At 43.0% G+C, this 23,839-nt stretch carries 22 protein-coding genes; 15 read left to right on the forward strand and 7 right to left on the reverse strand.

Annotated elements, in window-relative coordinates:
* Positions 1-39: 39 nt before the first annotated feature.
* The 5 genes from C8D84_RS12435 (at position 40) to C8D84_RS12455 (ending at position 4,105) form a co-directional block, all read left to right on the forward strand.
* On the forward strand, positions 40-759 hold the full coding sequence (locus tag C8D84_RS12435) for an OmpA family protein (protein ID WP_109592545.1): 720 nt from the start codon (positions 40-42) through the stop codon (positions 757-759).
* Between the two features lie 12 nt (positions 760-771).
* A complete protein-coding gene (locus C8D84_RS12440; protein WP_109592547.1) occupies positions 772-1,434 on the forward strand; it encodes an OmpA family protein in 663 nt (220 codons plus the stop codon).
* A 60-nt stretch (positions 1,435-1,494) separates the two neighbouring features.
* Complete coding sequence (locus C8D84_RS12445; protein WP_109592549.1) at positions 1,495-2,685, forward strand: hypothetical protein; 1,191 nt, start codon at positions 1,495-1,497, stop codon at positions 2,683-2,685.
* Positions 2,686-2,741: 56 nt separating this feature from the next.
* Positions 2,742-3,323, forward strand: coding sequence for an OmpA family protein (locus C8D84_RS12450; protein ID WP_055124517.1), 582 nt, complete (start codon positions 2,742-2,744; stop codon positions 3,321-3,323).
* 77 nt (positions 3,324-3,400) lie between these two features.
* Entirely contained in the window at positions 3,401-4,105 is a 705-nt protein-coding gene (locus C8D84_RS12455) for an OmpA family protein (protein WP_087813837.1), read from the forward strand.
* 36 nt (positions 4,106-4,141) lie between these two features.
* Here C8D84_RS12455 and C8D84_RS12460 read toward each other — a convergent pair whose 3' ends face one another.
* On the reverse strand, positions 4,142-5,053 hold the full coding sequence (locus C8D84_RS12460; protein WP_109592551.1) for a lysine exporter LysO family protein: 912 nt from the start codon (positions 5,051-5,053) through the stop codon (positions 4,142-4,144).
* Positions 5,054-5,322: 269 nt separating this feature from the next.
* On the opposite strand from C8D84_RS12460, the gene C8D84_RS12465 reads away from it, so the two are divergent.
* Genes C8D84_RS12465 through C8D84_RS12475 form a run of 3 tightly spaced genes read left to right on the forward strand, consistent with a single transcriptional unit; the run spans position 5,323 to position 10,135 of the window.
* Entirely contained in the window at positions 5,323-8,082 is a 2,760-nt protein-coding gene (locus tag C8D84_RS12465) for an alpha/beta fold hydrolase (protein WP_109592553.1), read from the forward strand.
* An 11-nt stretch (positions 8,083-8,093) separates the two neighbouring features.
* Positions 8,094-9,323 carry a patatin-like phospholipase family protein gene (locus tag C8D84_RS12470; RefSeq protein ID WP_109592555.1) on the forward strand — a complete coding sequence of 410 codons (1,230 nt, stop codon included), beginning with the start codon at positions 8,094-8,096 and terminating at the stop codon, positions 9,321-9,323.
* Complete coding sequence (locus C8D84_RS12475; RefSeq protein WP_109592557.1) at positions 9,320-10,135, forward strand: SDR family NAD(P)-dependent oxidoreductase; 816 nt, start codon at positions 9,320-9,322, stop codon at positions 10,133-10,135. The genes C8D84_RS12470 and C8D84_RS12475 overlap by 4 nt, the downstream gene beginning before the upstream one ends.
* A 7-nt stretch (positions 10,136-10,142) precedes the next feature.
* Here C8D84_RS12475 and C8D84_RS12480 read toward each other — a convergent pair whose 3' ends face one another.
* The 3 genes from C8D84_RS12480 to nadA all read right to left on the reverse strand — a co-directional run bounded on the left by C8D84_RS12480 (position 10,143) and on the right by nadA (position 14,159).
* Positions 10,143-11,036, reverse strand: a complete 894-nt coding sequence (locus C8D84_RS12480) for a phosphatidate cytidylyltransferase (protein WP_109592559.1) — start codon at positions 11,034-11,036, stop codon at positions 10,143-10,145.
* Between the two features lie 77 nt (positions 11,037-11,113).
* A complete protein-coding gene (nadB, locus tag C8D84_RS12485) occupies positions 11,114-13,018 on the reverse strand; it encodes an L-aspartate oxidase (RefSeq protein WP_109592561.1) in 1,905 nt (634 codons plus the stop codon).
* Position 13,019: 1 nt separating this feature from the next.
* The gene (gene nadA / locus C8D84_RS12490) at positions 13,020-14,159 is read right to left on the reverse strand and encodes a quinolinate synthase NadA (RefSeq protein ID WP_109592562.1); all 1,140 of its coding nucleotides are present in this window, start codon (positions 14,157-14,159) and stop codon (positions 13,020-13,022) included.
* A gap of 300 nt (positions 14,160-14,459) precedes the next feature.
* On the opposite strand from nadA, the gene C8D84_RS13905 reads away from it, so the two are divergent.
* From C8D84_RS13905 to C8D84_RS12520, 4 genes are all read left to right on the forward strand, one after another.
* Positions 14,460-15,548, forward strand: coding sequence for an NUDIX hydrolase (locus tag C8D84_RS13905; RefSeq protein ID WP_228244548.1), 1,089 nt, complete (start codon positions 14,460-14,462; stop codon positions 15,546-15,548).
* A gap of 170 nt (positions 15,549-15,718) precedes the next feature.
* A complete protein-coding gene (gene nadC, locus C8D84_RS12510; protein ID WP_109592570.1) occupies positions 15,719-16,579 on the forward strand; it encodes a carboxylating nicotinate-nucleotide diphosphorylase in 861 nt (286 codons plus the stop codon).
* A gap of 278 nt (positions 16,580-16,857) precedes the next feature.
* The gene (locus tag C8D84_RS12515) at positions 16,858-17,499 is read left to right on the forward strand and encodes a MarC family protein (protein ID WP_083475671.1); all 642 of its coding nucleotides are present in this window, start codon (positions 16,858-16,860) and stop codon (positions 17,497-17,499) included.
* A 286-nt stretch (positions 17,500-17,785) separates the two neighbouring features.
* Positions 17,786-19,168 carry an NAD(P)-binding domain-containing protein gene (locus tag C8D84_RS12520; protein WP_109592572.1) on the forward strand — a complete coding sequence of 461 codons (1,383 nt, stop codon included), beginning with the start codon at positions 17,786-17,788 and terminating at the stop codon, positions 19,166-19,168.
* 134 nt (positions 19,169-19,302) lie between these two features.
* Here C8D84_RS12520 and C8D84_RS12525 read toward each other — a convergent pair whose 3' ends face one another.
* Positions 19,303-19,905, reverse strand: coding sequence for a LysE/ArgO family amino acid transporter (locus C8D84_RS12525; protein WP_109592574.1), 603 nt, complete (start codon positions 19,903-19,905; stop codon positions 19,303-19,305).
* Positions 19,906-20,072: 167 nt separating this feature from the next.
* Here C8D84_RS12525 and C8D84_RS12530 point away from each other — a divergent pair, with 167 nt between their 5' ends.
* The 3 genes from C8D84_RS12530 to C8D84_RS12540 all read left to right on the forward strand — a co-directional run bounded on the left by C8D84_RS12530 (position 20,073) and on the right by C8D84_RS12540 (position 22,324).
* Positions 20,073-20,816: a hypothetical protein gene (locus tag C8D84_RS12530; RefSeq protein ID WP_109592576.1), complete on the forward strand. Its 744-nt coding sequence runs from the start codon at positions 20,073-20,075 to the stop codon at positions 20,814-20,816.
* 226 nt (positions 20,817-21,042) lie between these two features.
* Positions 21,043-21,726, forward strand: a complete 684-nt coding sequence (locus C8D84_RS12535) for a hypothetical protein (protein ID WP_109592579.1) — start codon at positions 21,043-21,045, stop codon at positions 21,724-21,726.
* A gap of 40 nt (positions 21,727-21,766) precedes the next feature.
* Positions 21,767-22,324, forward strand: coding sequence for a hypothetical protein (locus tag C8D84_RS12540; protein ID WP_109592581.1), 558 nt, complete (start codon positions 21,767-21,769; stop codon positions 22,322-22,324).
* Positions 22,325-22,461: 137 nt separating this feature from the next.
* Here C8D84_RS12540 and rluB read toward each other — a convergent pair whose 3' ends face one another.
* The gene (gene rluB / locus C8D84_RS12545) at positions 22,462-23,391 is read right to left on the reverse strand and encodes a 23S rRNA pseudouridine(2605) synthase RluB (protein WP_109592583.1); all 930 of its coding nucleotides are present in this window, start codon (positions 23,389-23,391) and stop codon (positions 22,462-22,464) included.
* Between the two features lie 271 nt (positions 23,392-23,662).
* Positions 23,663-23,839: transposase (locus C8D84_RS12550; RefSeq protein ID WP_322872472.1), on the reverse strand; the 177-nt coding region annotated here is incomplete at its 5' end.

Consider the following 23,839-nt stretch of genomic DNA (forward strand, 5'->3'; position numbering starts at 1 on the left):
AGGTTTGAATGAAGTTATTAACTAAACTAAGGATGGCGTATGAAGACTCAGTCATGGATGGCGATAGCCATCGTAATAGCTAGTTTTATTTTAGCCTCCTGCCAATCTACACCTAAAAATAATACAATAGATAAAAAGGCAGACAACACACCTAAAGTATTGATAGAACCACTTGCAGATACAGACAATGACGGCGTGCCCGATGAAATTGATAACTGTCCTAACACTGCTGAAGGGGTCAAGGTTGATCCCTATGGTTGTCCAGTGGCGGTCAATTTGATTGGGTCACTAGTAATGGATATTCGAGTCTATTTCACCTCAGATAGTATTACCCTAACCAACGAAGCTTATTTAACTGAAGTACAAAAGGTCGCTGAAAAAACGCGTAACAATCCTGACTTAGTTACCATTTTATCAGGCCATATCTCCAAAGCTGAAGCTGAAAACCGTCAAGGCACTAACGCCACGCCTAATAATAGACGCTTAGCGAGTAATCGCGTGAAATTAGTCAAAGATTATTTAGTAGAGCAAGGGATTGTTACTGATAAAATTTTGGCGTTTGATTGCAGGGATAAAATTCAGCTTGGTGTTAATAATGAAGGTGCTAATATTGAAACTGAAAAGCTTGCTGCTGAAATGTCATCGTTGAATCAAAGAGTTTTTGGGGCGGTAATAGAAGCTGATAAAGCATATTCTAGGAATTACCCTGATGAGCAGCATTCTTTGAAGTATTATAAAGAAGTCTGTCAGCAGCTTTAGAAGAAATAATTTATGAATACGCTATTAAGAAGTACGTTTGTTGTTTTGATCAGCGTCTTAACGCTATCCGCATGTCAAACGCCTGACTTGTCTAACCAAAAAGCTCAAACCATCAACATGCCAACGGTTGTGGTTAACTTGGATAGCGACGGCGACGGCGTGCCTGATGATTTAGATCAATGCCCAAATACGACAGAAAACGTGGTAGTGGACGAAAGAGGTTGTCCTGAGATTACAAGTCTTATTGGTATGCCTCCACTGATGGAGTATCGTGCTTTTTTTACCAAGGATAGCAGTGAGCTATTGCCACAGTATCATGATGAGCTTGATAGAGTAGCAGAACAGATGAATAACTATGATACGGCTACTATAAAAATTGAATCTCATGTCTCGAAGGATGAGGTCAGTAAAGCTTCTACCTCAATGTTGCAATCAAACTCACTGGCTAAGAATAGAGCACTCATTGTCAAAAATTACCTAATTTTAAATCACAGAATTGAGCCTAGTCGTCTGACTACTCTTGATTGCGGTATTAAAGGTTCTATTGCACCTTCTGACACCGAGGAAGGCAGATCTATGAATCGTAGAGTTTATAGCTTAGTAACTGATTTAAAAAACCACAAAGCTAATTATCATCAAAATGACCTAGGCTCAAACAGGTGTATCGAGTTTTAGTTTTTGTCATTTATTAATAAATAACCATAAGATAAAAATAACTACTCGAAGGCAAATCTCATGCTTATCCCTAAATACTGGGCGCAACACAAACAGCGCTTTGAATCGCTAGAAACGTCTAGTAAACCTTCCAAGCAAGCCACTATCAAACGTTATGGTTGGTCAGATATCAGCCAAATGGAAGCGCTATCCCATGCTAAATGGCGAGTCAGTGAGGCGCATAAGCGCTGGCTGGCAGGTGAAGATATCTTACGCCGTGAGCGCAGGGAAGAGTATAACGAAGGCAACAGTATTCCTATTCGTGAAGAGATTATTTCTGAGCATGATTTTCCAGAAAATAAATTATCGAATAATAGTGCAGCAGTAACGAAGCTTATCGTTACGCGTAACAGTTACGGCGCACAAGTCGCTAACGTCGATAATATCGCCATTATTGATGTTGATAATGATGATTTATTGCATCAAAAATATCCTTATGATTATAACCATCATGGCTTTATGCCTGCCTTTCTCATTAATCAAAGCAATCCAACAACCAAAATAAAAGTTTGGGCTTTTGTTATTGTCTTTATACTTATTGCCAGTGTCATCGCTTGGCTAGGACTATCATGGTTGTGGTTATTGGCTGTTATGATTGGTGCGACTGCTTATTTGTGGCAACAAGCCAGTGTTAAAGACAAGGCCCGCGCGCAAAAATATGCCGATGACGCCGCCTCGTTACTGCCTTATATGACAGATTTAATCAAAAAACGTATTGCTAATCATCCTACCGAGTCCTTTCGTTTATATCAGACGCCCGCAGGTTTTCGTATTATCGCCACTCACGATGTTGTATTGCCAAGTAATAGGTTAGTCGCGGAATGGTTTGCGTATTTCCATGCGGATACCAATTATGTGCGTCTATGTCAGGTGCAGCAGTGCTTTCGAGCACGGATTACTGCCAAGCCGTGGCGTCTGAGTGAGGTTGAAAATAATAAGTTGGCTAAAGATATCCCTGCTAAGGACTTTTGGTTTGGCTCTGATAATACCGATGTGGATAATAGCATTGAGCAACGTCAAGATGAGTTAAAAGCGCGTAAGCAGTGGATTGTTGACTATGATCGTTTTACCCAAGGCTATCGTGCTTGTCATTATGTCGAGAGTTTTGCTGGCAGGGAAGCCAGTCATCAATTACAGTCTGTAGCGATAAAGGCTTTGGTCGATTGGCATGATAGGGCTTGTCGAGTGGATAAAGCGTTACCGATGGCTTAATTCAGATTTTACTTAATATATGAATGAGCTTCGGACCACATTAAGGAAGAATTACTTTGAAATTCTATAGCGTTTTATTATTAACAGCATCTATTGCTTTAGCTGGCTGTCAAACTACTACAACTGCGCCGTCTAAAAAGATACCTAAAGATGAAAATATCAGGACGATGCAAGCAGAGATTGATTCAGATGGCGATGGTGTGCTTGATGCTATAGATGAATGTCCAGGTACACCTTTTAACGTAGTGATAGATGAAAGAGGGTGTCCAGATTCCTTACTTTTTGGTGAAAATGAATTTATGATGGAAGCTAGAGCCTATTATGATGAAAATAGCAGTGAGATAAAAAGTGAGTATTATGAACAGCTAGATAACGCAGGCAAAAAAATGCAAGATCATTTGGACGCTGTTATGCATATCGAAGGGCATATATCCAAACGTGAAGACAATAATGCAAATCAAACATTATCAAGATACCGCGTGGAAGGAGTTAAAAATTATATGACCATGACATATAATATTGATCCTGATCGTATTAAGACTTTTTACTATGGATCAGAACGTCCAATTGCGCCAAATGATATCGAAAACAGTTGGCTCAACCAGCGTATCTATGCGCTTATTAGTAATGTTAAGTAATATATTAAACATTTCAAAAAAACTGAAAGTGATGACAGATAAAGCCTTAAATTATTCTGAATGAAAAGAGAGTAGCAATGACAAATAGAAACTATGGAAATTTATTGCTACTGGCATTATTTATTGGTTTAGCAGGCTGTCAAACGACTGAAATCGTAGCGGCTAAAACCTTGCCTCAATATGAAAATATCAGAACGATGCAGGCAGATAGCGATGGTGTGCTTGATGCTATAGACGAATGCCCTGAAACGCGACCCAATGTAGTAATTGATGCTAAAGGCTGTGAAATAATAATTGAGGAAGGCGAGGCACTTGAAATGGAGTTCAATGGGTTTTTCTCGCAAATGAGCAGTCAGCTATTTGATATCTATGATGCAGTATTTGTGAAAATAGCAGAAAGTCTTAATGATCGCCCAAAAGCCAATGTTTTTATTTTCGGTCATGCAGCGACAAGTGAAATAGATAAAGATGCTTTAGCGACTTTTGGTTTCGATTCTTTATCACGCAATCGCGCGCTAATTATTAAGAATAATTTAGTGTTGCAATATAATATCGATGCTGAGCGTATCCGTACTTATGAGTGCTCAAATAAGATTATAGTTACAGATACAGCGTTTATAGATCCAAGTTTTGAAAAGCTCAATCTTAAAAATATTGAGGCAAAACAACGCCGCGCAACTTTAATGGCGAGTAGTGAAGTTCATGATTTGATGAATCTTGAATATGATTCTGATATGCAAAAATATGGTGAATATGCCAAGCACTGTGAACTGTTCGAATAATAACGACTGATTTTCTTCAACCGTTAAAAATTATTCTTACCCCAACGCTGAAAATACCACCATCAGCACTGGCGAGGCAATATTAATAATAAAGCCAAAACTAATCGCTAAAGGCACTACTTTTAGACCGCCAGATTGCTGAATAATTGGCAAGGTAAAATCCAAACTGGTCGCGCCACCAAGCCCAACTGCTGCTGATGGATATTTACGCATAAACACGGGAATAAATATCAACGCAAAAAACTCACGCACCAAGTCATTAAAGAGCGCGACACTGCCCCAAACCGCGCCATAAGCATCGGTCATCACAATCGCTGATAACGAATACCAACCAAACCCTGACGCCAGTGCCAAGCCTTTGGTCCACGATACCTCACTGAACATCAGCGCAAATATCAAGCCACCAACCAATACAGCTAGTGTAAAGATGACACTCATCTCAACGCCGCGCTTATTCAGCAGCACTTCTTTTAGCGTAATACCTGAGCCTTTTAAGCCAATGCCGACCAACAAAATTAATATCATCAGCATCACCGTCATGGTATTTTCAGGCGGCATATAATTGTCCGGTAAGAAATAACCAATCACCATACCAATGACCACACAAATAACTTGAGCGAGGCTACCACGGATACTCACGCGATGTTCTTTAGATTTTACGCTGGGTTTTTTGGCATGCCATGGACGCAGTCGGTCAAATAACATCAGGGCAAATAAACCACTGCCAATTGTCAATATCGATAATATAGTCACATAAAGGGCAATTTCGCCTATCTGACTGCCAAGTCCTTCAACTTGTGACAGCTCGATACCAATCAGCGCTAAGATGATAAATACCAGATAAGATAAGCCTTTATCTGCAAGCTTTGTCATGGTTGGATGAGAAGGAATGGCAAAGCCAATAAACATTGGCATTAATACCAGAACAAGGGTAACTAGGCTTTGCATGGTGATTGGCTCGCGGCATTTTCAAAGGCGTTTTTAAGAAGCTGGAAATTGTATCACATGAAACGATCAATGCTGCCATGAGCGGCTAAGATTCCTTGTAAAAGCCGACTGTTTGACGACGAACTATTGAGCGTTAAGATAAAATCGTGAATCACTAAGCCGTAAGTCAGGATTTCATTCATGATAATTTGACTGCTAACAACGCTTAAGTATTTACCTGACCAACTTTTGTTGCTACATTAATAGACTTACTATATTTGGCTTGCCTCATGTCGCTATATCAGCTCAAGTCTCAGTTTCAAGATCAGCTGCGCCCAATAAGTGATGCGTTGGTCGAGCAAAAGGTGACTGCCAATCAAGTGACGGTGTCAGCCGTAGTACTGAGCCTTGGTACGGCCTATATGATTGCCAAACCCGCAACTGAGCAGCAGGCATTATGGTTGCTGTTACCTTCATCACTGTTTGTGCGTATGGCGCTCAATGCTATCGATGGCATGATGGCGCGTGAGCATGGGCAAGCCTCAAGGCTTGGGGCAGTGCTTAATGAAGTGGGTGATATCGTGGCTGATACGGCGCTTATCGCAAGTTTAGCTCCGCATATTGCTAATGGTAATTTACAAGCGTCGACAGTCAATTTACCAAACCGTATATCAATCCATCAGCGTCATATTATTGGTCTGATTGCGCTTAGTATCAGCACTGAGTTACTAGGTATCACTAGTAATACGATATTAGACATTAGAGCAAACCAAGGACCTTTAGGCAAAAGCGATCGTGCTTTTTTACTGGGTTTGCTTGGCGCTTTTATGGTGACTAAAGTACCGACCGTGCTATCGCACATCAAAGTGGGTCCACTATTGATACTGACAGAGGCGCTGCTACTAAAAACCTGCTTGAATCGCCTGCGTTATATGGCAGATTTATACTTGATGCGTAAACCACCCGCGCTTCGCTCAAATCACTCAGAAACTCTTGAGTTAATACCAGAGTCATCGCATAAATCAGTTTTTCTTCTTGGTTGCCAAGAGAATGTTGGTCAACCCAATACGCTATTTTTCGATGCTGTTTCATCAAATTTTTCTTCATTAAATGCCCCTTTATCAAATTTTGCTATTAAAACTTCCTTTTTGGAGCCTAAGATAATGCCGACCACCCCTCTCGATAGTCATGAAAAAGTGGAGCAGGTTAGCGATACGCTCAATTTATCGTCTTCCAAATTGATAAGCGGTGAAAGTTGCTACAATGCTTACGATGGCACGGCGATTTATTACCGTTATTGGCTGACGATGCCTTTAGAGGGTATAAAAAAAGCCAGTCAGCCTCTGCGTCAAGTCATTCTGTTACATCGTGGTCACGAGCATTCGGGACGACTAGCAGAACTTGGGCAACAGTTTGCGGCAGCAGGCTATCAAGTATTCGCTTGGGATGCGCGTGGTAATGGGCGCTCGGGTGGTATCAAGGATCATGCCGAAAGCGTCACCGAGCTTGAGCGCGATCTAGACGGCTTTGTGCAATTGGTTATCGGGAAAACGGGCATTGCTATCGAGGATACCTTAATCGTCGCCAGTAGTATCGGCGCGGTACTCGCCGCAGCATGGGTACATGATTATGCTCCAAATATTCGCGGCATGATATTGGGTACACCAGCGTTGAGTATTCGCTTATACATGCCATTTGCCATACCGTCGCTAAAGGTGGCTCGCGCGCTTGGACTGATGTCACGCGTGAGCAGCTACGTCAAGGCGCAAGTCTTAACCCATGATAAAGACGCGCAGCAAGCTTATAATGCCGATCCACTGATTTCTAATAGTATTTCAACTGATCTGCTTATCGATACTCATGCAACCGGTCAACGCTTGCTCGATGATGCTAGCGCTATTACTGTACCGACGTTTGTATTATGTGCAGGCAAGGATTACGTGGTCGATAAGCAAGCTGAACGCGATTTTTATGAGGCGATTAATGCTACCGATAAACGCTGGCAATTATATCCAGACAGTTATCATGCAATCTTTCATGAGACCAATAAAGCAGACGTCTTCGCGGATTGTATTAATTTCGCTGAGCAAGTATTCAGTAAGGACGTTAAAGCGCCTGATTTAAGCGCGGCTCATCTTAATAGTGCCAGTAAAGATAAGGTTGACCGTTTAGCGATTAAACCCTTTAACCCAAGCTTTGCCATTACTCGATTTGCCATGCAAAAATTTGGTCATGTCAGCGACGCGATTGCCACAGGACTGGAGCATGGCTTCGATTCGGGGCACTCACTCGATCACGTTTATTATAATCAACCGAGCGGGCAGAATAAATTTGGTCAGGCAGTCGATAAGTTTTACTTGAGCAATATTGGTTGGCAAGGAATTCGTATCCGCCGTGAGCATATATTGGAGCTAGCACGTGAAGCTCTGGCAGATATTGAAGACAAAAACCAGAGCATTACTAAACCATACCAACCAAAACTACTCGATATCGCTAGTGGACATGGCTTTTATGCCTTTGATTTACTGACAGAGTTTACCAAGTTGCACGCTGAGCTACGTGATTACGAGATGCATAATATCCAAGCATTGCAAGCCAAAGCAGAGCAGTTAGAGATTGCTAATCGACTCATCACTTGTCAAAAAGATGCATTTGACCCTGCCAGTTATTCTCATTTACAGAAGGCAAGTGACAATGATAAAAGCCTTGATGATAAAAAATTTGATATCGCCATTGCTTCTGGCGTGTTTGAATTATTTTCTGACAATACACTACCAGCGACAGCATTGGCAGGCATTTATGACAGTTTAAAATCTGATGGTTATTTACTTTATACCAATCAGCCGTGGCATCCTGAGCAGGAGTTTATCAGTAAAACCTTAAACAATCATCGTGGTAGTAGTTGGGTGATGCGCTGCCGCTCACAAGCGGAAATGGATCAATTGGTTGAGAATGCTGGCTTTAAGAAAGTCGCTATGCGTATCGATCGTTTTGGTATCTTTACCGTGTCGCTAGCGATTAAAACAGCACCAAATGCTGAAAAGGGATAGATGAATAATAGATGAGTGATAAAAGTGCCAAGCCTTTAAATATTAAAAGCGCCAAGCCTTATGAGCGTGTGCAGCTTTTTTCAGGGGGCGGCGCACGTTTTGGCTATTATTTGGGCAGTTATTCGGCATTGGTTGCTCATGATTTGACGCCAGATATCATCGTCGGCACTTGCGGTGGCAGTCTGTCGGCTTATTTGGTCAATCTAGCGCCTGACCCCAAGGATTTGCAGGAGCTCATGTGCAGCCGTGAGTTGTACCGTGCCATCACTGCAATCAGACATGTCGCGCCAGACGAAACCAATAAACGTTTAAAAATACGTTATATGACGCAGGCGCTTAAACGTTGGCGCTTGTCACGGCAGCGGTCTAACCGCCAAAAACAGCAGCAAGCAGATAACTATGAGCGACTATTAGATGAGTTGCAGCAGTTAGCGATGTTTCGGATAGATAACGAGGGGCAATGGCTCGATGAATTGTCTTGTTTTTCTCCCAAGCAGAATAATAATTCGTTTAATACCGCCGTGCCAGAGATAGCCATTATCGCTAGCCGACTGTATCAAGCACCCAATCAACCCAGCAATCAAACGCCTACTGCTGATAGTTCTGTTTACGATGAGTTTAAACTACAAGAGTTATTATTTGCGCCACCGCGTTTGGCAGCATCAGAGCACTTTGAGCAAATGCTTAACTCACCAGTGCATACGTTTGCCGATAGGCGTATCCATCAGTCAGTAAATATCGTAAAGCAGTGGGAATTTAATTCAGCGGTTCGTGTTTCTATGGCAGATATGTATTATCTACCGCCCATGCATATTGTAACGCTCGGCTGGTGTTTGGGTGGCGTTATTAATCTCACTCCTATTGAGCTAGCATGTCAACTGGGACAGACGGTATTTGCAGAGACCAAGGCAGGTTATGATTCTTATCTTGCTGCACCTGCGATTCAGCGTGTTTTTGGTTTTGACCCAAATGAGCGCTTGGCACAAGTGCATGGTTATCAGCCAATGGAAACGTCATCACTTATGAAGTCAGAAAGAAATAGCCATCAATTGCATTGGTTACCTTTTGCAGATAATGGTCAGCAGTTGGCAAGACAGCATGTACAAAAGCGTTTTAATATAAAGCAAATGACGGTTGAACTCATTCACAGTGACTATGATGGCTTTGTGCAGCAAATGCAGGCGCAATGGCAATATGGCTATCAGCGTACGGCTGACTATATACAGCAGCATGAGCTATGAAAAATCTTATAAAGTCGACTTCAGCTCATAAGCCGTCGCATCTTATCGTTTTCGGCGGTACGAGTGGACTTGGCTTGGCGTTGGCGCTGCATCATCAGGTGCTTGGCTGGCAAGTGAGCGTGGTTGGTCATAGCGTAGAGAAGATAGCCCATATCAATAGTCAGCATCCTGACATTGTTACTCACTGCTGTGATTTAACCGATAGCGCGCAAACACAAACGTTGGTAGATAACTTGTCAGATATTAGTTTTCAAAGAGTAATTTATAGCGCGGGTAGTTACACCAATGAGCGTATTCATCATCTAAGTCAAGCTGACAGCGATAAAATACTAACGATTAATCTGCAAGCATTTGAGCAGGTTTTTAGGTGGGCAAGTGAGCAGATGAAGCGTCAAAGTCAGTTATTGGATATGGACAAAAATTCTAGACTGAGCATAATCTGTATCGCTTCTATCGCCGGTACCATGGAGTATCCTTATGCCAGTCTTTATGCCAAAAGCAAACGCGCCATGATTGCGACTGCCAGCGCTTATCGAGCGGCACTTGCGCCGTATCATATCCAAGTCAACTGCATCGCCTCAGGTTATATCGATACCCAAGCATTACGCGATTTGAATGACGGCGATGCCAGTCATAAGCCATTCATAATAAATACACAAACGGCGGTTAAGCATGTTATGCAAGCCATTGATGATGATGTTGAGCTGGCAGTATTTCCGCGCTCCATGCGTTATATCACTCGAGCGCTCAATCATTTGCCTAAGCCTGTGCTTAATTGGATATTACGCAGTAAGTTGGATAAAACTACTTGATAATAGGTTACCCAAGCAGCCAATAAAACAAGGTAAATAGCGGCACGCCAATGAGTAAGCTATCTACTCTGTCTAATACGCCGCCATGTCCGGCGAGTATCGTACCCGTGTCTTTCACCCCATGCTGACGTTTAAAGGCGGATTCTAATAAATCTCCAGCGATACCACTGACCGCTAAGCCGTAAGCGGCTAATAAGCAAATCCACCAGTTAAAAGGCGTGAGCCAAATGCCTAATAGCGTTGCCAATATCGCCGCTAGCATACTGCCGAAAAGAGCGCCTTCGATACTTTTATTCGGGCTAATGGTTGGGGCAAGACCACGCTTAAACAACTTGTGACCAAGCAATCGTCCACATAAATACTGGGCAATATCATTAAATTGACTGGCGAATAACACAAAAAACAAAACGCCATACTGCTCGCGCTGCCAGATTAATTGTTGTAAGGCAATGAGGCTGACAATCAGTGTGATAAAAGCAAAGCTAAAGATTAGGTCTAACAGATTTAGACGCGTATAAGCTTGAGTAGAATGGGAAGAGGTTTGGCTAAAAGGCAATATCTTGGGTTGTAAACCGCGCGCTTGCAGTTTCTCAATCAGCACAGCTTTGTTGCGCAGACACCATAAGCGTTTGATCTCATAGCCGCCACGCAGACCAATTAAAACGAAAAAAGCAATAAGCAGCCACTGGTAGGGGTAGGTAGGAGGCTGTGAGGGTTGGCTATTATCCGTTATCTTAGCGATAACATAACACGCGCAAAGCGCCGCTAACATGAGCCACCATGAGCGGGCGATCAAATAGATTTTCGGTAAGCGCTGACGTAAGCGAGGTAGGGCAAGCATGCCCCACGTCACACTGACGACCATCATAAGTCCGATCACAAACAGCGTATCAGTAGCCATGTTTTTAGCACTTTGAGGTCAATAGAAAACGGTGGATTACCGTTTTTCATGGCTAAAGTGGTAGCCTCCAATTGCTGTTAGATGTTAGCAACTGTATTTACCACTCTAGCCTCTGTGTTATCGATTATAGGCTGAAGCAGCCAATCAATGCCACCCTCTTTGCTGCCTGTTTTGTCAGCTTCTCTCAACTTCGATAATGGCGCAATCACACTGGTTCGAGGTGTGGATGCCAAATATGGATAGTCTTGACGATAGTGACCACCGCGACTCTCATAACGCTGATAAGCTGACTGAATAACCAACGTGGCTAATTGTAATTGTCGTGCTAATTGAAATAGTGTCAGCTCATTAGCAGTGATAGTGCCATCTAAAGTACTCATACTGGACTGATTTAATCTGGTTTTTTCAAGCCACTGTTGCCATTGCAGTATCTGTATTAATGTTTGCTCTAATGATTCGGCATTTCGAGTGATACCCATATAGGAGGTCATTAAAACTTTTAATTCTGTGACTATTTTGCCAGCATAATCATGGGTAATGATATCAGTGTCATCACAATGAGATAAATTAAATAGAATGGTAGGAGAAGAAGGAAGCTTAATAGCTTGAATATCTTTGAGCGTTGGTGCTGTCCAGATGGCAGTTGCTGATAAATGTAAATTATCATAAACGTCAACGGTATCTAGATTGTCTAATGCTTTTAAATATCGCGGTAAGTCAGCAGCGATATTGCGCCCAACGACTACGCATTCTAAAAGTGAATTACTTGCTAAGCGATTCGCACCATGCAAACCTGTATAGGCAACTTCGCCAGCTGCATAAAGCCCTGTCACATCGGTTACACCATTGGCGTCAGTAACCACGCCACCGCAACTATAATGCGCAGTCGGGGCAACGGGGATAGGTTCCCTAGTCATATCAATTCCGAGGTTGAATAATGTTTGATAAATCTGTGGGAAATGCTCCCGTAAAAATTGGTCTGGCAAATGACTGACATCTAAATGTACGTAGCCAAGTCCGTTATTACTGATCTGCTCAGCGATGGCGCGAGCGACGATATCGCGTGGTGCCAATTCTGCCCGTTCATCAATTTCCAACATAAAGCGCGCACCGGTTTGCGGGCAGGTCAGCCGCCCACCTTCACCGCGTAGTGCTTCCGATATTAAAAAACTACTGTCTGCCACTGCTAAGCCCGTCGGATGAAATTGGATAAATTCTAAATTTGCTAAGCGGCAGCCCGCTTGCCATGCCATCATAACCCCATCGCCGACACAGACATTTGGTGCACTGGCACGCTTAAATAATTGACCCATGCCACCACTAGCCAGTACGACTGCGTGACTATAAAAAGTCAGTTGTCGTTGATTATTATGATCAAAAACTTGCGCCCCTTGGCATTGCTTATTTGGATTGGCACTGTTTGTTAAAAGGCTCAGCGCTTCATGATAAGGTGAAATAGTGATATTGGCAGCGTTTTTCGCCTTTATAGTCAAGGCTTCCATAATGTGTCGACCAGTCGCATCATCCGCATGTGCAACCCGCCTGCAACCATGCCCGCCTTCTTTGGTTAAATGTAAGTCAGCAGTTTGTAGTTTGGTGAAAGGTTTTGCATTATCTTCTTGCGGTATCTGCGTAAAAGGCACGCCTTGCTCACATAACCATTGCACTGCCTGTTGCCCGGCACTTAAAATGCGCCTGGTATTATTAGCTTCGCATAACCCTGCGCCAGCGATTAGGGTATCAGCGATATGGTCAGCGACAGAGTCCTCTTTATCCAAGCTTGCCGCGATGCCACCTTGGGCATAATGACTGGAGCAAATTTCTAAGGCGGCTTTGCTCAATACAGTAATATTCAGCGATTTTGGTAATGCTAGAGCCGTACTTAAGCCTGCTAATCCCGCGCCAATGATAAGTACGTCAGTTTGTACCATAGCAGCAGGGCTATCGAGACCTAATGATTCCGCTGTAAATGCCGCGCTCATATTAGGCAGCCCCGACATTGGCAAACAGCTCACGGTCTTTGACAATATCACCGCTCGCTGTCACACGTTGCTTTTGCGCTTCGGCAAAATCAAGCATACGTTGCAAAGGCTTTTTAGCCGCGACTGCCAGCTCAGGCGTCATCAAAACTTCACCGCTGCGCTGCGTCAAGCACTGTTCAATACCTTTTAGACCATTCATTGCCATCCATGGGCAAAAGGCACAGCTCTTACAACTGGCGCTTTCACCTGCAGTAGGTGCAGCCAAAAAACGCTTATTTGGTGAGCGCTTTTGCATTTCGTGCAAAATACCCAAATCGGTGGCGACAATAAAGGTATCGGCATCCATCTCATGAGTCGATTGCAACAGCTTACTGGTCGAGCCAACCACATCGGCGAGCGCCACCACGCTATCAGGGGATTCAGGATGCACCAATACTTTGGCATTTGGGTGTTCCTTTTTAAGTTGCATGAGCTCGGTCGCTTTAAACTCATTATGTACGAGGCACGAGCCTTGCCAAAGCAGCATATCTGCGCCCGTCTCTTTAGCAATATATTTACCTAAATGGCGATCAGGACCCCAGATGATTTTTTCACCATTAGCATGCAAATGGCGAATGATATCGATGCCAACCGATGACGTCACCACCCAGTCGGCACGGGCTTTGACGGCGGCGCTGGTATTGGCATAAACGACAACCGTACGCTCAGGGTGAGCATCACAAAATGCGGAAAACTCGTCAGCAGGGCAGCCCAAATCAAGCGAACACTCGGCTTCTAGGTCTGGCATCAGTACTGTTTTTTCCATACTTAAGATTTTCGCCGACTCACCCATAAAGCGGACGCCAGCGACCACTAAGGTCTGGGCGCTATGCGCTTGCCCAAAGCGTGCCATCTCCAGCGAATCACCCACACAGCCGCCCGTTGCCAATGCCAAATCCTGAATAAAGGGGTCGACATAATAATGGGCGACCAATACTGCATTATGCGCTTTTAATAGCTGTTTAATGTTTTCCTCGACTATGAGACGTTCAGCACGCGGCAAGTCTGCTGGCATTTTAGCTTTGGCATATTCAATATTCATTTGTGTCGCAATGCGATTGTCATTACTCATGATGGGCGCGTCGTAAGGATAAGTTTTCATAGATGCAAACCTTTTAGGCAGTAACGACAATCAATATGCCGCTAAAAATAAGTCAATTAATATCGATGGCTAGTCAGATGTTTTAATTATGCTCATTTTGAGCATAAATACAAGTATTTTTTATACATTTATGATTTGTACATTTATGATTTGTACATTTATGATTTATAAAGACTCATTTTATATAATTACAACCACGAACTATGATAATCGTTGATTCAAGCTATACTGAGCAAATGGTCAACAGCTTAGCAGTTGAGCTTTATTTAATAATTAAAATAAAAGGTAATCACTAAAGTCATGACGTTGTCTTATTCACACGCGCATCAGCAAGGTAGTGGCACCACAGAAGTCGTGGCTGTGCTAGTCGCCATTACTGAGCATACCGCTCGGGTCTTAACCGTTGATCAAGGAAAGCTGTTACCCAATGGTCCATTGATGCCGTTGCATCGTTCATTGCAAGCGGGTGTGCGCCAATGGGTTGAGGAGCAAACACAACAACCACTTGGTTATTTGGAGCAGCTATACACCTTTGTCGATACCAATAGGCGCAATGTTGATGGTCATGCACTGGTCTACGTGAGCTATTTGGGACTGGTGCAAGAGACACAAACGCAGCAGTTACAAAGCCAAGCATTGTGGCGCGATTGGTATGATTACTTTCCTTGGGAAAATCATTTGGATGGCATACCTAGCATCATTATGAATAATATTGTGCCAGCATTATTGAGCTGGGCAGATAGCGCTAAAGATTCAGGCATTCAGCAGCGCCGCCGTCAGCGTATTGGTTTATGTTGGGGTGTAAGTGAAGCGCTCTTAGTGGGTAATATGACCACAAGTGAAAATGCGGATAATGAATACACAGCCTATGAGCATTATGAAAATAGAGAGTGGGTCGCTGAGCATGTGTTACTGCGCTATGAGATGCTGTATGAAGCGGGACTGATACCGGAAGCACCAAACTATCTACCCAGCTATTCAATGAATCATCAAAGCGTTCATCAAAGTGCTTACCAACCGAGCCATCAGAATAAGCTACCTGAAAACTGGTCACAGCTCATTGGTGTGCCGATGTATTATGATCATCGCCGAGTGATTGCAACGGCTATTTCACGGCTGCGTGCCAAAATTGAGTACCGACCGCTTATTTTTGGCTTGATGCCAGATGTATTTACCTTGTCACAATTACAACGAAGCGTAGAAGCGCTTTCAGGAGTGCGCTTGCACAAGCAAAATTTTCGTCGTTTGCTAGATTCACAAAAACTTGTGATGGAGACAGGACAGAGTAGTAACGCCCAACGTGGTCGTCCTGCCAAGCTTTATCGCTTTCGTCATGATATTGAACTACAAAGCTTATTGATGGATAGTAAGTTGCCTAAGCGTAAATAGGCGTCAATATACTACCTTGCCATCTTTATTTTGATGATTATAAAACCCTATCGGTTGCACAAAATGATGACGGTTCCTTGCGAGGCTGTTAACTTTACGCTATATTTATGCTCATTTTGAGTTTAATTGCAGAAGCATATATGAACGCCACGTTTATTTAAGGGTTAAAAATGACAGTTAAAAAAGAACCAGCATTGGATGATGTATTGCTTAAACCTTTGGTTGAAGTTGCGCTAACTGAAGATTTGGGCAGACGCGGAGATGTCACATCACAAGCCACCATTCCAGCCAATATGCAAGCGAAGCTAGAGATTAAAGCGCGGCAAGCAGGCGTGATATGTGGTATGGATTTGGCACGTTTATCGTTTGCGATGGTTGATCCTCGGATTGAGTTTTTGGCTCAAGTTGCTGATGGTGAATGGGTTGACGCGGGTACAGTCTTGGCTAGTGTGCGTGGTAATGCGCGCCATTTACTGACAGCAGAACGTACCGCGCTCAATTTTATGACCCACTTGAGTGGTATTGCGACAGATACCAGAAAAATTGTAGATAGTGTGGCAGAGTATCCTGCGCAAATTACTTGTACACGTAAGACCATTCCAGGCTTGCGCATTGTACAAAAGTACGCGGTACGCTGCGGCGGCGGGCGCAACCATCGTCTGGGACTGGATGATGCTATTTTAATCAAAGACAATCATATTGCCATCGCTGGTGATATAAAGACTGCGATTGAGCAAGCGCAAAACTTCGCTGGGCATTTAATTCCCATCGAAGTAGAAGTCGATACTTTAGCGCAATTAGCGCAGGCACTAGACGCTGGCGTGAGCTTGGTGCTATTAGATAATATGTCCCCTGAAATACTAGCGCAGGCAGTAACGATGTGTAAAGGCCGCGCTAGAACAGAAGCTTCAGGTGGTATTACTCCTGAAACCGTGCAAGCAGCAGCAAAAACGGGTGTTGATTTTATTGCCATGGGTTATTTGACGCACAGTACCACGGCATTAGATATCGGTCTTGATTTTAGCGCATGATTTTCAACATACCTGTCTTTACATACCTGTTTTAGCGATTAGGCTTTATGAGGTTTTTTACCGGCCAAATAGTGGCTGATAGGTCAATGTTGAGCCTCTATTTTCGTTGATAGTCTGCTGCCAGAAAGGTAAGCAAAGTTAATGATTTAATTAGCTTATCTGCCTATGATACAATATAAACTACAAAGTTATTGTTAACCATCTATTGGGTCATCGTTGTACTCGCACGATGACCTTATCTTTTTGCCCGATTTGACTAATAGACAAGCGAGCGCTCAGTGAATACTGAAATCATCAAGATAATCTTAGCCTTTATGGTACTGATTAATCCCTTTAGCGCTTTGACGTTATTTTTGGATTTGACCCGTGGTTATTCGATGAATAATCGACGCAAAGTGGCGCGTGTTGCTTGTTTGACGATTTTTATCACTATTAGTTTTTTTACGGTAGCAGGCGAGACGTTACTAAAAGCACTTGGTATTTCTATCGGCTCGTTTCAGCTGGCAGGTGGTATCTTGGTGTTTTTGATTGCTCTTAATATGATGAATGGCGACGGTAATCCCGTGAAGCCCGATCAAGAAAACTTCGATGTTGACCATGTACAAGACGCGCCGCCCACCATGGCTGCAGCGGTTGTGCCTATCGCTATTCCAATGATGATTGGACCGGGCGGTATCTCGACGGTGATTATTTATTCTTCACAAGTCTCTGGTATTTTGCAAGTATCTGCCATATTGATTGCTGGTTTATTTATCAGTCTGTTTTGCTATCTAGCATTGATGGCGGCAGGTCGTATCAGTCGCTTGCTGGGTGATACTGGATTGAACATCATGAGCCGAATTATGGGGATGTTATTGGCGGCAGTTTCTATCGAAATTATCGTTAATGGCTTACGCACTTTATTTCCTGATTTAGTGTAATGACGCTGCTACGTTATGTTTGTCCGTCAGTTTTTTGACTTATTCCTCTTAGGGCGTGTTGTGTATTTAACCTGACAGTGCTGATTTATGCATGTTTAATACGTCCTAATGAAAAGTATGTGCCAACTCATATCAAATTTAAAAATCAAAGATTCGGTTAGAAGCCATTTTTTGAGAATAGTCATGTCTTAAGCTATGGCTAATTAATCACCAAAAGTATTCGAAAAAACACCATTAATAAAAATATGTTACAGTGGACAGACAACTATTATCATAGGAGTTAGTCTTGAGTAATAAAAGAATTGCTATTTTAGGTGCAGGTCCAAGTGGTTTAGCACAATTACGCGCTTTTGAAGCGGCTCGTTTGGCTGGCGCAAAAAACTTACCTGAGATAGTGTGTTATGAAAAGCAAAACGCTATTGGTGGCATGTGGAACTATAGCTGGCGCACAGGATTAGACAGAAATGGTGAGCCTGTTCACGGTAGTATGTACCGTTATTTGTGGTCCAATGGTCCCAAAGAGTGCTTAGAATTTGCTGATTATTCGTTTGACGAGCATTTTGGTGAAGCGATCCCCTCATACCCACCGCGTGAAGTCCTAAAAGACTACATTATGGGGCGTATCGATAAACAAGATATCCAAAAATACATTCGCTTTGAATGCCCAGTACGTTGGGTATCATTTGATGATGAGACGCAAAAATTCACCGTGACGGTGATGAATCATAAAACCAATGAGCAAGAAGTGGAAGAGTTTGATTATGTCGTCGTGGCGACGGGTCATTTTTCCACGCCAAACATGCCTTACTTTGAAGGGTTAGAAGCTTTCCCCGGTCGCATTCTGCACGCGCATGATTTTCGTGACGCCTTAGAATTCAAAGACGAAGATATTTTGCTCATCGGCAGTAGTTATTCAGCCGAAGACATTGGCACGCAGTGTTATAAGTATGGTACCAAATCAGTCACTATCAGCTATCGCACGCAAGCGCTTGGCTATGATTGGCCAGAGGGTATCAAAGAAGTGCCTTTGGTCACCCATTTTGAAGAAGATGTGGCGCATTTTGCCGATGGTAGCAGCCAAAAATTTGATGCCATTATTATGTGTACTGGTTATCTGTTTCATTTCCCCTTTATGCCCGATGAGTTACGTCTGCAAACGCATAACTGCTTATATCCAGCCAACTTGCACAAAGGGATTTTCTGGCAGCCAAATCCAAAGCTCATTTATTTAGGTATGCAGGATCAGTATTTCACCTTTAATATGTTTGACGCTCAAGCATGGTATGCACGCGATGTGATGATGGGCGATATCGAATTGCCTGAATTGGTACACCGTGAAGCAGATGAGAAAAAGTGGTTGGCAACTTACGCGAAGTGCGTGACGGTCAGTGACTCAATCGACTTTCAAGCCGCTTATATTCGTGATTTAACCAATGCGACCGATTATCCAGAATTTGCTGTTGAAAAACAGGGTGAAATCTTAAAAGAATGGCAAAAAGATAAAGCCGATAATATTATGACCTTTAGAGAAAAGGCGTATCGCTCTACGTTAACAGGCACGCTATCGCCTGAGTTGCCCGAGCCTTGGTTGGACGTCCTTGATGACTCGCTTGAGCATTTTTTGAACTTAACCTTCGTTAAGCCTAAAAAGCGTAAAAAAGTATCGTAAATAGTAAAAGTGTCAGATTCCAAAAAGCCAAGCGCATTTATACAAGGTGTTTGGCTTTTTTTGTACTTATACTTATATTTAGGAGCTGTGTTAATGGTTTAGCCTATCACCTACTTTTGCCTTTATCGCTGTTTTTAACTTTGGTACAGATGCCACGCCAAATACAACATGAGTATCCCTACCAAAGCATCGAGTATATTCCACGCTTTTGGTTTGGCAAATAATGGTTTGAGTAATCGGGCCCCATAACCCAACGCAAAAAAGAAAAAGAATGAGGCGCTGACTGCGCCGACTGCAAATGCCAGCTTACTACTAGCACCCGTTGAAACCATGCCGACGAGTACCAATGTATCTAAGTAGACGTGTGGGTTAAGCCAAGTAAAGCCCAAACATAATAACAGGGCTTTTTTTAAGCTGGTGACGACTTGTCCCTCGACGGTGAGTGCATGTGTGACGCGCACACTGGCATATAAGCTTTGCAATCCATAGCCTAGCAAGAATATGACGCCAGCGAATTTTGCGATATTGACCACTTGCGGATATTGCGCCGTGACCGCGCCAAAACCGCCAACGCCAGCAGAGATTAATAGCGCATCACTGACCGCGCAAAATAAGCAGACAAAAAATATGTGCTCGCGTTTGAGTCCTTGTTTGAGTACAAAGGCGTTTTGTGAGCCAATCGCGATGATGAGCGATAGCCCAAGTAAGAATCCAGAGGTGTAGTCGGTCGCATTCATAATAGTGTGCTTAGCATGGGGCGGATGAGAGGTGTTGACATTTTGCTTACTGGCAGCGCGGTAAAAAGCTGTTAAGATACGCTATTGGATAAATCTATGCAATACGAGCGCAATAAGCGTGTACGGGACGAGGGGCAAGGTAGGTCATGGTGGTAAGTCTGACAAGAATGCTAAAGTCATTTGGGCAAGCTCAAGATGACCTGCCAACGCTAGCAGCCCAAAATGCTCAGGAGATGGCTATCAGTCAAGATATAGAGGTGACTGATAATAATAGTAAAAACAATGATAAAAACGATCAAGCTGTCAGTCAGCGTTCTGTACTGACGCCGCCTGAGCGCAGCGAACGTATTTGTGATGCTTTGGCGCAAGTGAGTGATATCAGAACGCCGACACCTTTGACTGATCGCTATATATCCAATCGCGCTCAGATGCGCCCGACCAATAGACCACCTTTTGACCCCGATACTTTATGGTATCTCAAACATGGACGCTGCCCGATTATGACTGAGCTTGTTGATGTGGTCGATGAAGCCACCCTAAACGCCATGCCCATCGAGGCGGTTGCGATACTAGACCGTATCAATGGTAAGTTAAAACGCTATCGTGAGTGGAGCAGTGAGCTCAATGAGCAGCAACAACAGCAGCATAATGAACGCCAATTTGTCATCGATAAGCTGGTGTCAGAGAGCATTCCAGAAGCCCTACATCATTACGAGCAATTACAGCGTTTTAGCCCGCACCGTACCAAAAACAATATGGTGCAAGGAAAAATGACGGCAGGTGACATGCTGACGGATTTGTTTTTAGAGATTGATTATGAGCTTGATGAATTGTTAGATGAGCTGCATCAAACGGTGATGAATCGTTTGGCTTCAACGCACCGTTATGTCAAAAGCCGGACAAAAAGTTAATTACTAATAGATAATGGCTGTTAATTGGCATTATAAAATTAACATAATTTAGAGCTGTAATTAAATTGGGGACACGTCCTAACATGGTTTTCACACAAGCGATGCAATGCATAACAATATAGGGCTTTAATAGAGCCTTATTTTTTTGTTTAATAATAACTATCTATCTTATTTAGAATAATAAGAAATTTACTAAGCCATTTTATTCAACAATTAGGATACTCTAATGACTCAAGTTACTGCGATGTTTGTCATGTTCATTTTATATGGAGTGTTACCAGTCGCTGGGTTATATCTGGGGTATCGTGGTATCAAAAAAATGACTGCGCCTAAAATGCTTGAGTACAAAGCGATGCCGCAATTGGGTTACATCCCCGAAAAAATCTTGCCTGTTGAAGTCAAAACAGCACTTGACCAAATCAATGAAAAAGGGGAGAAGCTGCGGGTCATTTATGGCGATACCAATAATGATGGCAAGATAGACGATACAGACACGGTCAATGAAACCTACATTATGATTCAAAATTTAATGGACAGACATGTGCCACTTGCTGTGACTGACTATCGCCGCTTGCACGACTTAGATGTGGGGGATGGCGCGCGCGCTGACACGACCAAAATCAAGCACTCTAATGTGACTGGAAAAGAAGCGCTATTAGATGTATTACGTACCATTAATACTCAGTTTGATGATTTATTGAATGCCTCTTATCATCAAGATGGTCAAAAGCTGCTGGCGACCAACCGCTATCTACAAAAACGCTTTAATAATCCTGCTACTGCGACAGATATGCAAAAGCTCGATAGCAATGTTAGTAGTGTCAATAGTGCTAATATAGAAATTAAAGCGATTGAAAATCCAACTGGCGCAACTGGTAAGAATGTGAGTGCTGAGAATATTAAACTGTAAAGGCAAAGTGGTGTGATTAAACGATGAAGAGTAAGGGTATATGAGCATCTTAATAGGCATTGGCATTGTAACGACCGTCACCACCTTTTATTTGGGTAAAAAAGGCTGGCATGCGCTACACAAAGCGGTCGGTATTTCGCCAGGTGTACTCACTTATCAGGATTATGATGCACCGTTGTCATTGTCCAAACTCAGTTGGCAGCAGCTAAATTTACATAAACAACACCTGAAAAATTTGTCAGAGCCACAGCTGCGTCAATTAAAACGTATCGATGAAAAAGTAACCCGCTATCAAGCGTATCAAAAATCACTACAAGCTCAGCATAAAACGCCTGCCGTAACCGAGCAACAGTTTGTATTGAATAAGATGTTGCACACTAGGCTGCCTGAAATGCTTGCCAGTCATCATCATCTAGCGAATATTAATATAAGCGCTGACAATGCAGATAATGAAAAAAAGGCGGAAGCCAATCAGTTATTACAGCAGGTATTTAATAATATTGAGCAGCGTCTAGATAGATTATTAGAACAAATGGAAAGTCAGCAGTTGCAAGAGCTACGAGTAATGAAGAATTATATTAATAGCCACGATAGCTAAATATAAGTCGTCAGGTTGACAACGACTCTTTGTAAAACTTATATAAAAAAGCAGCCAATGATGAATAATCATTGGCTGCTTTTTTGTGGTCTACTTTAAATCAATTAAAGATTTAAAATCAGGATAGATTGATACAATTAGCGTTTGTCGTTGCGGTCACGAGTATTGCGCGTACCACGGCTGGCAGGGCTAGCACTGCTTTTAGGCTTCGCGCTGCTATTGCGAGTGTCGCTACGACTGTCAGTAGCGCGACGCGCTTTAAGCGGCTTGCTTCTGATACGCTCTTGCTTCTCTTTCGCTGCGCCATGCAGACCCGTACCATAACGAGGACGTAAGCTCACTAGATCGGTCAACGTATTGATATCTTTTCTGTCGAGTTCTAAGAAACGACCAGTACGTAGCTCTTTTGGTAGAGCAATCGTACCGTAACGCGTGCGTAGTAGACGGCTTACTTTCAGGCCTTGTGATTCAAACAAACGACGTACTTCGCGATTACGACCTTCTTTTAGTTGGACGTGATACCACTTGTTGACGCCTTCACCACCGCCTTCTTTGATATCTTCAAACTTTGCAAGACCATCTTCTAGCATAACGCCAGCCGTTAGCGCACGAGCGATCTCAGGCGTGACTTCACCCAATACACGTACCGCATATTCACGAGTGACTTCGCCAGACGGATGCATCAAGCGATGCGCCATCTCACCATCATTGGTAAACAATAACAGCCCGGTTGAATTGATGTCCAAGCGACCAACCATCACCCAGCGATCATGAGTCAGTTTTGGTAAACGCTCAAAAACGGTTGGACGACCTTCTGGATCTTTAGCAGAGCAGACTTCGCCTTCAGGTTTGTAGTAAGCGATAACACGGCGACGCTTTTCGTTTTCAGAGGTGTATTTAATCTGACGACCGTCAACGCGAATCTCATCGCCTTGTTCGACGCGATCACCAATGGTTGCTGGGCCGTTATTCACAGTAACACGCCCTGATTTTATGACTTCTTCCATTTGACGGCGTGAGCCAAGACCCATACGGGCGAGGGCTTTCTGTAATTTTTCATCTTTCATAATCATGTCCTTGAGTCGGTGGGTTTACATTTCTCAATGTAAAAAATTGGATTGACTATTCTACGCTATTTTGATGACTTTAGCACGCAAACCAGTATCTACAAACGGTATCAATTTATCGTTTTATATTAATAAAAGAAAGTTTGCTAAATTAAAAGAGATTTCTAAAATAAAAGTTGATTAGGCTGTTATAAAATTAAGATATTTGCACACAAATGCTTATATTTAACCCCAGTTCGGGATAAGCCACATTGTAACTCATTGATACTATTTACAATGTCGCTACCTGTCTCTGCTGAGGCATGTTTTTGATGGTGGGCTTATAGGGAAACCAGCAATAAGCAATCAAACCCGACAGCAAGTTTGTGATAAACCCCGTGACACTACGATGGCGTGAGTGTTCGATTTGGCACAAGTTTTTAAGCTCTCCAAACACCGTTTCAACCAA

The organism is Psychrobacter immobilis (assembly GCF_003148585.1).
GTDB lineage: Bacteria > Pseudomonadota > Gammaproteobacteria > Pseudomonadales > Moraxellaceae > Psychrobacter > Psychrobacter immobilis.

What these genes read in the sequence shown, in the direction of transcription:
- C8D84_RS12435 (WP_109592545.1), top strand. Translation starts at nt 40, where the DNA reads ATGAAGACTCAGTCATGGATGGCGATAGCCATCGTAATAGCTAGTTTT.
- C8D84_RS12440 (WP_109592547.1), top strand. Translation starts at nt 772, where the DNA reads ATGAATACGCTATTAAGAAGTACGTTTGTTGTTTTGATCAGCGTCTTA.
- C8D84_RS12445 (WP_109592549.1), top strand. Translation starts at nt 1,495, where the DNA reads ATGCTTATCCCTAAATACTGGGCGCAACACAAACAGCGCTTTGAATCG.
- C8D84_RS12455 (WP_087813837.1), top strand. Translation starts at nt 3,401, where the DNA reads ATGACAAATAGAAACTATGGAAATTTATTGCTACTGGCATTATTTATT.
- C8D84_RS12460 (WP_109592551.1), bottom strand. Translation starts at nt 5,053, where the DNA reads ATGCAAAGCCTAGTTACCCTTGTTCTGGTATTAATGCCAATGTTTATT.
- C8D84_RS12465 (WP_109592553.1), top strand. Translation starts at nt 5,323, where the DNA reads ATGTCGCTATATCAGCTCAAGTCTCAGTTTCAAGATCAGCTGCGCCCA.
- C8D84_RS12470 (WP_109592555.1), top strand. Translation starts at nt 8,094, where the DNA reads ATGAGTGATAAAAGTGCCAAGCCTTTAAATATTAAAAGCGCCAAGCCT.
- C8D84_RS12475 (WP_109592557.1), top strand. Translation starts at nt 9,320, where the DNA reads ATGAAAAATCTTATAAAGTCGACTTCAGCTCATAAGCCGTCGCATCTT.
- C8D84_RS12480 (WP_109592559.1), bottom strand. Translation starts at nt 11,036, where the DNA reads ATGGCTACTGATACGCTGTTTGTGATCGGACTTATGATGGTCGTCAGT.
- nadB (WP_109592561.1), bottom strand. Translation starts at nt 13,018, where the DNA reads ATGAGCGCGGCATTTACAGCGGAATCATTAGGTCTCGATAGCCCTGCT.
- nadA (WP_109592562.1), bottom strand. Translation starts at nt 14,159, where the DNA reads ATGAAAACTTATCCTTACGACGCGCCCATCATGAGTAATGACAATCGC.
- C8D84_RS13905 (WP_228244548.1), top strand. Translation starts at nt 14,460, where the DNA reads ATGACGTTGTCTTATTCACACGCGCATCAGCAAGGTAGTGGCACCACA.
- nadC (WP_109592570.1), top strand. Translation starts at nt 15,719, where the DNA reads ATGACAGTTAAAAAAGAACCAGCATTGGATGATGTATTGCTTAAACCT.
- C8D84_RS12525 (WP_109592574.1), bottom strand. Translation starts at nt 19,905, where the DNA reads ATGAATGCGACCGACTACACCTCTGGATTCTTACTTGGGCTATCGCTC.
- C8D84_RS12530 (WP_109592576.1), top strand. Translation starts at nt 20,073, where the DNA reads ATGCTAAAGTCATTTGGGCAAGCTCAAGATGACCTGCCAACGCTAGCA.
- C8D84_RS12535 (WP_109592579.1), top strand. Translation starts at nt 21,043, where the DNA reads ATGACTCAAGTTACTGCGATGTTTGTCATGTTCATTTTATATGGAGTG.
- C8D84_RS12540 (WP_109592581.1), top strand. Translation starts at nt 21,767, where the DNA reads ATGAGCATCTTAATAGGCATTGGCATTGTAACGACCGTCACCACCTTT.
- rluB (WP_109592583.1), bottom strand. Translation starts at nt 23,391, where the DNA reads ATGAAAGATGAAAAATTACAGAAAGCCCTCGCCCGTATGGGTCTTGGC.